We start from the raw sequence: 12,217 nt of genomic DNA, 5'->3' as shown, positions 1-12,217 counted from the left end.
AGTTTATTAGTTTATTAGTTTATTAGTTTATTCGTTTATTCGTTTACTAGTTTAGAATAATGGTTGTTTATGTAACTTCAGCTCGAAATAAATAAATCATCACAGCTACTTCTGTGGATCCCTGCATTAAACTACTTTCTAGTAACCCGTTATTGGTTCTTGAATTCAGTAATAAGTTCAATCGTTATTATTGAACTGAAAAATTAACTACAGAGTAACATTTCAAACTTAACTTATTGATATAATTAAAGCTTTCACTTTTATTACACGGAGCCAAAATTAAGATGTGAATATTAACACAATTTAATACCATATTTTCCGCATATAAAGATAAAATACTCATTTTATTACATTAAGTAACTACAAATAACAGGGAATCCAACAATGCAAACAGTAGACTATTTAATAAGCTTAGATTACGAGTTATTTTTTGGTAAGAATCCAGGCTCAGTTGAAAATTGTATTTTAAAACCTACCGAGCAATTAATCACTGTTTTAGATAAGCACAATAGCAAAGTTTGCTTATTTGTGGATGCCGGTTTTCTTGTTAAGTTAAAAGAATATTCCACTCAGTTTCCTGAACTCGAAGTACAATATAACAAGATTCAACAACAATTATTATCGCTTTCAGCAGCCGGCCATGATATTCAACTACATATTCATCCACATTGGTTTGATAGTGTTTATGATCAAACAGGTTGGCATATTGACACAAGCCGTTATCGTTTACATGATTTTTCAGAGCAAGAAATAGAAGAGATAGTAAGCACTTACAAAGCTGAATTACAGCTGTGTAGCCATCGCCCTATTTTTGCTTATCGGGCTGGGGGCTGGTGTTTACAGCCATTTATAAAAATTAAGCAGGCTTTGTTAAATAATGGAATTTGGTTAGATAGTACCGTCTTTAATCAAGGTTACTCATCGGATCCAACGCGACACTTTGATTTTAAAAATATGCCGCAACAACCCTATTGGTCATTCTCTAACGATCCATTATTACCAGAGCAATCTGGTGAGTTTATTGAGGTACCTATCAGTGCATTTAAAACCTCTCCATTATTTTTCTGGAAACTTGCTTTTCACAAAAAATTCTCAAGTAAGCAGTTCAAACCCTTTGGTGATGGCCAAGCAATGGTAGCGAACAATCACTATTACTTTCAAAGGCTAACACAAAGTACCTATGGACCAGTGATGATCGATGGCGCGAAAGCAGGACAATTACAAAGTGCTTTTAATAGGCATATTAAGCGAGGAGATGATAAGGGGATCTTTAATATCATGGGGCACCCTAAAAGCCTTGCTCCTTACTCTTTACATAAACTAGAGCAGTTTTTAAGTAAGAACAAACAGTTGCACTGCAAGACCTTTCAAGACTTGATTCATTTAAAAAAATAAAGCAAACAAAGTAAATATTAATGCATAAAAAAAGCCCCTCAATCATGAAGAGACTGAGGGGCTTTTTGCAATATGCACTTTTAAACTAGTTTATTATTTTTCAGAAACTAAAGACCAATGCTTTTTAATTTCAGCGTCATTTGGCATTAACTCTAATGCTTTTTTCAGTATTGGTTTGGCTTGTTGATATTTACCCGCTTGGTATAAAATCCAACCGTAAGTATCTAAAACAGCTCCATTATTCGGTGCTACTTTATAAGCCCTTTCAGCCATTACTTCGGCTTTAGGATCACCACTTAATGAATATAACCATGCTGCATTATTCAAGCTAGCCACTTGATTAGGGGCAACCGATAACACTTTCTCATAGGCGGCTATCGCAGCTTTATTATTACCTTCTCCCTGCAATACCATGCCATCATTTAAATTAGCATAAACACTGTTAGGTGATTTTTCTTTCCAGTCAGCCAATAAAGCACGCGCTTTTACATTATCTTCAACTTTATAGAAGTTATATAACTCAAGAGCAATTTCTTCTGTTGCACTTTTATTCCATTCTGCTTTTAATAATTGCTCCGCTTTGACTTTATCCTTCTGAGCTAATGCTAATTGAGCCTGTAAAAGTATAACTTGAGGGTTATCTGGCAACATAGATTCTATTTGCTTCAATACTTTATCAGCTTCTGTATATTGCCCTGAACGCGTCTCAATTGTAGCCAGTCTAATTAAGAACAATGGTTGTTCAGGCGTTAACTGCAACTGTGCTAATGTTAATTCTCTCGCAACAGGATAATTATCCTCTTGCATCGCCATAATAATTCTTACATTACTTATTTGTTGCTGTAACTGATCGGCTTTATCCTTCAATTCAACGGGTAAACTCGACGCTGTTTTAACCAATTGATCCGCTTCGACTAAATTATTACTTTGATACTGATAATCAGCCAATACTAACGCTAAAATATTAGCCTTATGTTTATTGGATAAGTAAGTACCCACCGTCAATGGATCTTTTTGTTGCTGCTTAAGGCTAACAACCGCACCATAATAAGCTCTTAATTGGTCTGGATATAGTGTAATTATTTTATCGTATTGTTCAAAAGCAGCTTTCCAATCTTGTTGAATTTGCTTGCTTTGTGCTAAGCCGTAATAAGCCTGCACATCGTTGTCAGATGCTTCAATAATACGATTAAAGTGCTCCTCAGCAAGTGAGAATTGATTACGATATAGATAATAATTTGCAACTAATAAGCGTGTTTGTGTAGAGGTACCTTCACTCTTAGCCAGCTCAGTAATAAATTGATCCGCTTTGTCTAACTCTTTTAACTCAACTAATTTCTTTAAATAAGCTGTTTGCAAAGGGAAATCCGAAGCATTTTTTTGCAGACCTTTTACTAATACATCAAGCACTTGTTGAGACTGTTCTGGAGTTTTAGCTGTAATATAACTACTTGTTAATAAAGGTAATTGGGAAGACTCTGGGAATAGTTTTGCGATACGAGCAAGCGCGATGTCAGCTTTATCAAACTCACCTTCTGAAATAGCAGCAATAGTATAAAGTGTTAACGTATCAAGCCTATTTTCATAGTCAATCACATCATCTAATATCGCTAATACATCATTACTCTGGTTTAGCTTAAGTTGTGTCATTGCATAGATTTGAGTTAATTGTGGTGTATTGACTTCAGGGTCGATCATACCTGATAGGTATTTTTCAGCACCGTTGATATCGCCCTCTGTGTATAGAATGACTCCTAACATGGTCGACGCTTTATTATTTTTTGCATCAATTTTTAATATTTCATAGAGTTCTTTTTTGGCTTTCGCTATCTCTTTTCTTTTGTAATATTCCTGTGCAGAGGCATAGTGCTCGTTGATGGTAGTTGCTGTTGGAAATTCATCACTTAGTATACGTGAGTATAGTAAAGCTTCAGAGCTACGCCCCTGTGAGGTTAGAATGCTCGTTAGCGCTCTTAGAATGCCGATACGCTCAGGCGTAAAAATATCAGATGATGGGATCACGGTAAGCGCAAAAGACAATGTTTTTTCAGCATTTTCTATTTCACCCTTGCCCATTAACAGGAAGCCTTTAAGCATTAAGCCTTCGATATTTTTTTCATCGACTTGTAGTGCGCTATCCAGTAATGAAAGGGCATTCTGCTTATTATTCTGTGCTGCAGCAATGCGCGCTTCACCAATTAAACCTTCGCTTTTGAAGTCTGATGTCGCCTGCAGTTCTTTGAATAATGACAATGCTTGTTTACTATTATCTTCCAATAATAATATTTTTGCTTTTAACAACTTAAATTGATTAGGATCTTGAGATAATAAATCAGCATGCTGTTCAATCAACTTATTTGCAGAAATAACCTTGCCAGCACGTTGATAAGACTCTAATAGCAATAAGTAATAATTTGCTTCTTTATCACCTTTAAAAGCATTTAATACTTCAATAGCTTGATTAGATTGCCCTAATTTATTATAGGTCTTTGCTAAAATAATATAACCGTCGATATGGTCGGGGTACGCTGCAATGGCGTTATTTGCAGAGTTGATCGCGGCTTTAAATTGGCTCTGATCCAGATAAGTATTACCTTGCTGAGTATATTGAGTCAAATCCGCTACATTGGATGATTTAGTATCTCCATTACAGCCAACCATAAGCAAAGAACTTGCTAATACAAATGAACTCAAAATGCCTGTTGTATGTTTTTTCATGGTATTCCCTTTTATAAAAGGTAGTTGAAATTCATTGTAATTATTGCATATCATATTTTTTCATTAAGTCATAAAGCGTGGGCCGCGTTATACCTAAAGATTTGGCCGCTGCACTCACATTATGATCAGATGCAATTAATGCTTGCTTTAACGCGCTCACTTCTGCATTTCGCCTAATTTCTTTTAGGTTAAGCGGTGCAGTATCGGCATTCACTAATCCTAAATCTAAAGCACTTATGTATTTTAAATCGCACATGATAGCTGCACGCTTTATTTTGTTTTCCATCTCTCGCACATTACCCGGCCAAGTATGATTTTCTATTCCATTTATCGCATCTTCCGAAAAACCGATAATTTGTAATTTCTGTTTTTTTACATACTTGTTAAGTAAATACTTCGCTAATAATATTTTATCTGAACCACGGTCTCTTAAGGGTGGTATATCTATCTGAATTTCTGCAATACGATAAAACAGATCTTCACGAAACTCACCAGTAGCGACCAATTTTTCTAAGTCTTTATGGGTTGCACATATAATACGTGTATCGATATTAATTTGCGTTCTTCCACCTACTCTCTCTATTACTCGCTCTTGTAAAAAACGTAATAATTTAGCTTGCAGGTGTAATGGCATATCTCCAATTTCATCAAGAAATAATGTCCCTTTATGCGCCATTTCAATTTTACCGACGGTACTTTTAACTGCACCGGTAAATGCACCTTTTTCATAACCAAACAGTTCACTTTCAATCAAGTTTTCAGGGATAGCAGCACAATTAATCGCTATCATCTTATGATCTTTTCGCAAACTAAGCTGATGCAGTGAATTAGCGATAACTTCTTTACCCGTTCCACTTTCACCAATCAATAAACAAGATGCATCAGTTGGCGCAATTTTTTCTATCATCTTACATATTTTGAGCATCTTGGTATCGCTAGCAATCAGCCCATTCAACATTGATTCTTTTCGACTGCGACTGCTAAGCTGACGATTCTTCTCTTCTAGATGATAGATATGAAAAGCACGCTGTACGATAAGGTCTAATGTATCTGCATCTACTGGTTTTGCATAAAAGTCATAGGAGCCTAATTTAACCGCCTGCATTGCATGTTCGTTACCCTCATTGCCCGTCATCACAATAATTTTCATATGCGGATGTAAATGAAGCGCCTGCTGCAATAACTCAAACCCTTCGGTCACACCATCCTCATCGGGTGGCAGACCCAGGTCTTGGATCATGACCTTAGGCTCATGTAAACGAATAGCAGAGATAGCTTCTTTTTGATTGGCTGCAATGACAACATTATAATCAGAAAAATGCCATTTCAATTGGGTCTGTAAACCAAGATCATCCTCTACTATCAGTAACGTATCAGCTTTTTTATTTTTCAATATCTTTCCTTAATTCCTAAATTCAATTCTAGCTGTGTAACGCATTTCGTCATAACTTGAGATACTCGCTGTAGACTGTTTTTCATACTCTGCTTGCAATGAGAAACTTAACCTTGGACGGAGTAAGTATTTTGCACCTATGGTGGCATTAGTTATTTGTTTATCGAAATCTGAAACCAGTGTTGATTCACTATATTGTAACGACACAAAAGAATTTAATTTTTCAGTATTTTTGAAGTCGAAGCCCGTACCTAACCCCCAGCGAGGATCTTTTTCATCGGTATTTAAATCTTTTTCTTGTTGATAATAAATATTGTTATTATTGTTTAAGCGGCTGGTAATAATAAATTTATGAGCTAGCTGGATCCTGTCTATCCATAATAATTGACTATCAGAGAAGTCTTCATCCTCATTATCTGCCACATCATTACCTAACCCTAGAGATGAGTCACTTAACTCTCTTTCTGCACTCAATGAAAGGTTATGTTTAGCAAATTGATATTGGTAAGCTAATTTAAAAATAGCGCCAGTTTCGTCACTATCATCATCACTTAATTTGCTATAACCCAATTGTACTAAATAAGTACCGGCAACCAGTTGCCCTTCGATAGAGGCATTAACATTAATTTTTTGATAATCAGCCCCCGTATTTCGATATTCAACATCACTCATATCACTAGAAAGCTCAAAGCGAGTTTTAGTGTTTAATTTATGGTACCAAGCTAGCCCAATAATATTACGATCTGTATCATCGTCATCATTATCGCTAAGACGAGTCGCGATATAATTATAACTAAGTTGAAAGCCGGCACGCTTTGAATAAGGAATTATCCAAACAGGATTAATAGTGAATACATCTCTATCTCCACTATTTTCAGGTACATCACTGCTCGATTGGTCAAGTAAATATGAACGCCTAAAATGACTTAAATTAAGCATTAAATTTTTACTAAAAATCTCCTGCGACAAATTCAAGCTACCAGAGATATCGCTCTCATCATCGGTTTCATCATCACTATAAGTTGAATAAGAAATTGTATAATCAAGCGCGGTTAAATTAGTCGCTGTTTGATTAAAGTACCCCAAACTAAGATCGATACTTTGCTCATGCCCAGACTCTTTGTTCACACTCGATTTATTAATGTTATCACTCTGTGCATGCTCAATACCTAATGCGATATAACGATCACTCACAGAAGCAGGTAAATCGCTTGCAATAGCAGTGCTTGACAGTAATGCCATTAAGCTCGTTTCTATAAATTTAAAACTATATTTTTTTAATTTCATATTCACACTATCGACTATTGATTATTAAGAACCAACCCTGCTAGCTTATCTTTACCGATTGCATCGACGCCTGCCTCCACTTGCGAAGAGTTCGATTGACCATACCCAACAACTAAAATAGCCGTATCACAAATTGAAGCTAATATTTGAGTTTCCGCATATAAGCCAATAGGAGGTGTATCAATAATGATAAAACGATCTGGATAGCGGTTTTTAACTGAGTTAATAAAATTTTGCATATTAAGTGAAGAAAAAAGCTCTGCAGCATGAATAATATTCGTACCAACAGGTATCACCCTAACTCTAGGAATACCAGATGGATAAATAATATCTGTAATAGCATCAGTGTCTCTTGCTAACAAATTAGTTAACCCGAGCGTTGGCTCTTTTTTCAAATAGGAAGCAATTCGAGGTTTATAAATATTACAATCAATCACTAAGGCGGTTTTACCTTGATCCAATGCAATACTCGTCGCTAAATTCATGCTTACATGACTAGTACCTGATTCTTGAGAGATCCCGGTTACCATGCAAACAAAGTTACTATTATTCATTTTATTTAATAAATTAGTACGTAATTCACGGTAAGCATTTAACGTTTTATAATCATCAATACCAGGATATATAATTTTACGATCATCCAATTCCTTTGACGAAAGTAAGGCTGTTTCAGCCATCTCCGTTATCTTACTCAGTTGCAGCGATTCAGGCATGAAGGTATCACGACTTTGCACGGCTGAAGAATTATTTGAAGAAGAATCAGACATATTAAAATGCTCCAAAATCAATGATATTTGTTAATGATGCACCGTACTTGTAAGCAACAGCGATAGCGACATAACAAGATAAACAAGCAATATAATAAAGTAAGAGAAAAGTATTATGGACCCGATTACGCCTTTTCTCAGTATTGCAAAGGGCATGTGGAATACCTGCTAATAAACTAACACCTTCAAAATCTTTTATTTCAGAGGTAAATCGAATTTTTGAATCAAGTACAATTTTAATAACAAAAATGGCGATCATAATAAGTAAAGCAACAATGGGACCCGCAACAAAAAAGTGGATAAAGCGAGCACCAATAGGCGTATTTGGGTAAGCTGCAGCTTCTTGCAGTTTATAGTTCACCCCTTGGCCTTGAATATCTAACACCATAGAAATACGTGCTTTTTCTTTTTTAGTCAGCATTTCTTCATACTGTTGTTGAAATACGCTGTAATCACGCGTTAATTCAGACAATTCAGCCTTGTTATTCGCAATGCGTTTACGTCGTTCATAGGACTCATCTAATAATTCATTAAATGCTTTAAGACGGTTTAATAGTGTTTGGTGCTCAATTCTTGCAGCAGATAATAAACTCCGTAACTCACCATATAATGGATTAAGACCTGAATTAATAGGTTTGTTAGATTGACTTCCATTCGCCAAATCAGAGAGAGTATTTTCTAAATCATTGATTTTATAATTAATATCAACAATTGCAGGGTAACTATCTTCATAATTAATTAGCAACGCTGCTTTTTCTTTTTTCAGCTCTCTTAATTGAGATTGATAGACTGACGATTCATAATTATTACCAACTAACTTATTCTCTCTAGAAAGTTGTTTTTGCAAGTTCCAGACTCGTGTATTGCTCTCTTGAACCTGTATGTTCATCTCTTCAATCGAAGCACGTAATGAAGCAATACGAGAATTTACTTCTTCTTCTGTGCCGTCAAAGTTAGATGATTGGAAACTTTTTAATTTTTCCTCTGCTTTTAACAGTAAATCCTTATAAGACGCAGTTTGTTGATCAATAAAGTTATAAGCGCTTCGACTTTCTTGACGCTTTGTATCTGCGCTATCTTCAATAAAAACAGATACTACTTTATTCAGCAATTCAAAGGTTCTACTCGCGGTATCATCTTTATAGGAAACTTGAATGTAGTTACCTGACTTACCTTCTACGCTTAGATTACTTCGAATTTGACTAATTTTAATGTCTTTTGCTAAACCAGCAGGAAACGCATTTTCACCATAAACGCTATCGATCACTTCCGATAATATACGCGGTGAATAAATAATATCGCGCACTTGATTACTTCTATTTTGCTTTAACTCTGTAACAGAGGCTTTCGAGCCTAATAAAGGTTTAATAATATTTTGGTTATCAGCATAAATAGTAATTGAACTAGAATAACTCGGTGGTCGTAACATGCCTACAAACATGATTGCAAAGCTAATAATGGTCATTAAAAATGCCACTTTAAACTTACGCTGACATATCTCTCGCCATGTTACGGCGACATATTTAAAAATTTCCGTAATATCCATCTTTAAAATACACTCTCAGGAATAATTAAAATGTCAGATGGGCGAAGTAGATAATTAGTATCTAAAATACCTCTGTTTAAAATATCATCAACATTAACATGGTAAGGTTTAATGCCATCAGGCGTGTTTCTGTACAAAATCGCTTCATCTGCATTTGCGAACTCTGTTAAACCACCAGCTTCCAATACTAGATCTAATACATTTAAATCTGTGTAATAAGGAATCGATAATGGGCCGTTAACTGCGCCTGTAATACGTACACGGCTTGAATAAGAAGCACTATTCGCACCAAGCACAATAACCGTTACATTAGGGGCACGGATAAATTTACTTAATTTATCGGCAAGTTCTGTCGCTAACACCTCTGGCGTTAAGCCTTGTGCTTGTGCATCACCCACTAAAGGCATTGAAATTTTGCCATCGGGGCGAACAGGAACAGTGACAGAAAGATCTTGGTTTTTCCAAACACTGATTAATAACTGGTCATTATTACCTATTTTATATTCTGAAAATTTAACTTTATCTGAATAAGGTTCTTCATGTAAAACAACCGTTTTTGCACATCCGCTTACCATCACAGTACAGAGAAGCGCTAGTAGATATTTATTCATATTTTTCTCTCTTTTTTAATTTAAGTGTAAATGCTAGTTTAAACCCAATTACGTTAGTGGGAGATTACCCTAATTACTTAAAACAAATCATATTTATCTTATAAAAATGTTAATGCCGTTAACTTGCCATAGGTAAATAGATAGAAAATTTGCTACCTACCTGTGGTGTACTTTCAACAATTAACTCTCCTTTTAATGAATGTATGATTTCACGTATTTGATAAGCGCCTATGCCCATCCCTTGATCTTGCTTAGTACTATTAAAAGGTTGAAACAATTCATTCTTAATAAATGCTTGGTCCATACCTGTACCAGTATCTATGATATCCAGCCAGATTTGATCGTCTTTACAGTTTAGTAACAATTCCACCTCCCCCTCTTTTTCAGTTGCATCCTGGGCATTTTTGATAAGGTGGTTAATAGCCATCAATAACTTATCTCTATCCCCTTTAACCTCTGCTTCTAAGCAAGTTTTGGTTAGTTTGGGTTGTGGGAAATCATTCATATTCATCGCTACAGCTTGCACTAATAGCTCATGTAAATTAATCGTTTTTAACTCGTCACTCCCTTTTAATTTCTTTAATAGCTGATCCATTTTTTTCACAGAATTAGCAATCGTAGCAATAACATCATCAACAAACTCTGGGTGATGTTTATATTTTTCTGCATTCTTAACTACTAAGCCTTGCTGTGCAATTAAATTTTTAATGTCATGGATAGCAAAAGCAGATACTTTATTAAACATATCAAATTGTTGATTTTGAACTAATTTTTCTGCCGCTTGTTCTTGATTAATATAGGTGGCGACTTGTCGTCCTGTTAACTTTAATAAATCAAGATCTTCCCAGGTTAACTTTTCATTTTCATTTAGTTTTGTTTTGCAAAGCACCGCAAACCCAACTAAACCCGATGCCGCATTGAGCGGTAGCACTATCCAAGTATTTTGTACCGTTGCTATCCAGTCAGGTAAATCATTGTTGTATTGTGCATCGTACTTATTAGCAAATTTGTTAGCCTGGTAAACCCATTCTTCTTGCTCTAATTTTTGAATAAAATTGCTATGTATGGATTCTATTGGCAAACGCCCGCTAAATTGTAATTTAGCAGTAGCAACACAAGTATAAAATTGTTGACCTTTAACCCAGATCCCACCTGCATCACAATTAAACAACTTACTTAATGCATGTAATGACACATCATAACAATTCTGACTTTTATGTTGCTGAGAAAGCAGAAGGTCTAGCTTTATCCATTGCTTTTTATAATCATATTTATGTGCAAAGAAATGTTTACTTGTCCAAACAACAAAGCCCTCACGTATTTTCTCTGAAAGTGAAAGGGCAGCAATAGAAAATACAGACAGTACGTATAACATGACCTTAGAGGCACTTAACCAACTAATATTAAAGTAGTCTAATGCGGAAGAAAATAAAGCAATTGTAATTAAAAACGCGCCTACTAAAGTCAAACTAGTATTAAAAAGAATGACACTATTTGACAACTGGAAACGACTGCTCTCCTTTAATTGATCCGCATAAAATATAATACTAAGCGCTAATAATAAAGAAGTGACAGAGCTGATCACAGCCCTTGCTTGCCATAAAGACTGATCAAGGTCGCTATCAAGTAACAACAGCGAAAACACTACGATATCGTAGGAAAAAATAATAAATGCAACTAATGCAGCTAATTTTGTCATTCGACTTGAATGATCGCTTCGAATCAATTGTTCACAAACCACAAAGCCGAATAAACTCAGCATTATTTTAAAATAAAGGGCTAAAATAGGGGAAGGAAAGAGCGCAGTATTATTAATATTATAAATAAACAGCGATAAGGTGATTAACATGGTGCCATATAAACTATATGCCCATATATTAGGGAGTTTTGTGCCCCTAGCTAGCATCAATAAATAGAGTAATACAATCACCCAAGCAAGATATCGTAAAGACTCAATTAAGAAAAAACCCCAAGATAGGGAACCTGCAGAAATAGTATCAGGAACGGAGCCATGCCAAATGACAGAAACAACGGCGCAAGCGAAAAGGCTGAGTTTCACTCTTAACAATTTGACTTTAAATAGAATAATGACTGCTAACGCTATTTCAACGCTACTATTCAACCAATGTATATTGGTTACAACAAGATTTAGTTCCATCTATATCTTCTCTAATCCTGATAAATATGCGTTAAATAAAATCTATTAAATCAAAAATAGGTCTTAAATTATTGAAATAAATCAATTATAGCTTTTATGGCAAATGGAAAGCAAACCTTGCTTATACGTATATCAAAGACATTCATAATCTACTGCCTATCGCTGTAATATACTCACTAGCATTTAAGGCAGTTAAAATCGTATTACAACCTGAAGCCACTCTAATTATCAATTACCTAACTATTTTTAAAATAAATGTAGGCTAGTTTTAAAATAAATGTAAGTTAGGCGCTGCTTGTTTTAATCTAAGTCTTATTCAAGAGACAGCTAAACTTAAAAGAA

General features: G+C 35.1%; 8 protein-coding genes. 1 reads left to right on the top strand and 7 read right to left on the bottom strand.

Annotated features, from left to right (window positions below):
- Positions 1–384: 384 nt before the first annotated feature.
- A complete protein-coding gene (locus tag H5084_RS11630; protein ID WP_182690566.1) occupies positions 385–1,395 on the top strand; it encodes a hypothetical protein in 1,011 nt (336 codons plus the stop codon).
- A 93-nt stretch (positions 1,396–1,488) separates the two neighbouring features.
- Here the strand turns inward: H5084_RS11630 and H5084_RS11625 are convergent, their stop codons facing one another.
- The 7 genes from H5084_RS11625 to prsK form a co-directional block, all read right to left on the bottom strand.
- On the bottom strand, positions 1,489–4,113 hold the full coding sequence (locus tag H5084_RS11625) for a tetratricopeptide repeat protein (RefSeq protein ID WP_182690565.1): 2,625 nt from the start codon (positions 4,111–4,113) through the stop codon (positions 1,489–1,491).
- A gap of 40 nt (positions 4,114–4,153) precedes the next feature.
- Positions 4,154–5,506: a PEP-CTERM-box response regulator transcription factor gene (prsR, locus tag H5084_RS11620; RefSeq protein ID WP_182690564.1), complete on the bottom strand. Its 1,353-nt coding sequence runs from the start codon at positions 5,504–5,506 to the stop codon at positions 4,154–4,156.
- A gap of 9 nt (positions 5,507–5,515) precedes the next feature.
- Entirely contained in the window at positions 5,516–6,793 is a 1,278-nt protein-coding gene (locus H5084_RS11615) for a hypothetical protein (RefSeq protein WP_182690563.1), read from the bottom strand.
- Between the two features lie 14 nt (positions 6,794–6,807).
- Positions 6,808–7,560 carry an AAA family ATPase gene (locus H5084_RS11610; protein WP_182690562.1) on the bottom strand — a complete coding sequence of 251 codons (753 nt, stop codon included), beginning with the start codon at positions 7,558–7,560 and terminating at the stop codon, positions 6,808–6,810.
- Position 7,561: 1 nt separating this feature from the next.
- Positions 7,562–9,106 (bottom strand): XrtA system polysaccharide chain length determinant, encoded by a 1,545-nt coding sequence (locus H5084_RS11605; RefSeq protein ID WP_182690561.1) that lies wholly within the window; start codon positions 9,104–9,106, stop codon positions 7,562–7,564.
- 2 nt (positions 9,107–9,108) lie between these two features.
- Positions 9,109–9,717 carry an XrtA/PEP-CTERM system exopolysaccharide export protein gene (locus tag H5084_RS11600; protein ID WP_182690560.1) on the bottom strand — a complete coding sequence of 203 codons (609 nt, stop codon included), beginning with the start codon at positions 9,715–9,717 and terminating at the stop codon, positions 9,109–9,111.
- A gap of 118 nt (positions 9,718–9,835) precedes the next feature.
- A complete protein-coding gene (prsK, locus tag H5084_RS11595) occupies positions 9,836–11,875 on the bottom strand; it encodes an XrtA/PEP-CTERM system histidine kinase PrsK (protein ID WP_182690559.1) in 2,040 nt (679 codons plus the stop codon).
- Positions 11,876–12,217 lie beyond the last annotated feature (342 nt).

Source organism: Psychromonas sp. SR45-3, assembly GCF_014163575.1.
GTDB lineage: Bacteria > Pseudomonadota > Gammaproteobacteria > Enterobacterales > Psychromonadaceae > Psychromonas > Psychromonas arctica.
This window is presented reverse-complemented; position numbering and strand designations above follow the sequence as displayed.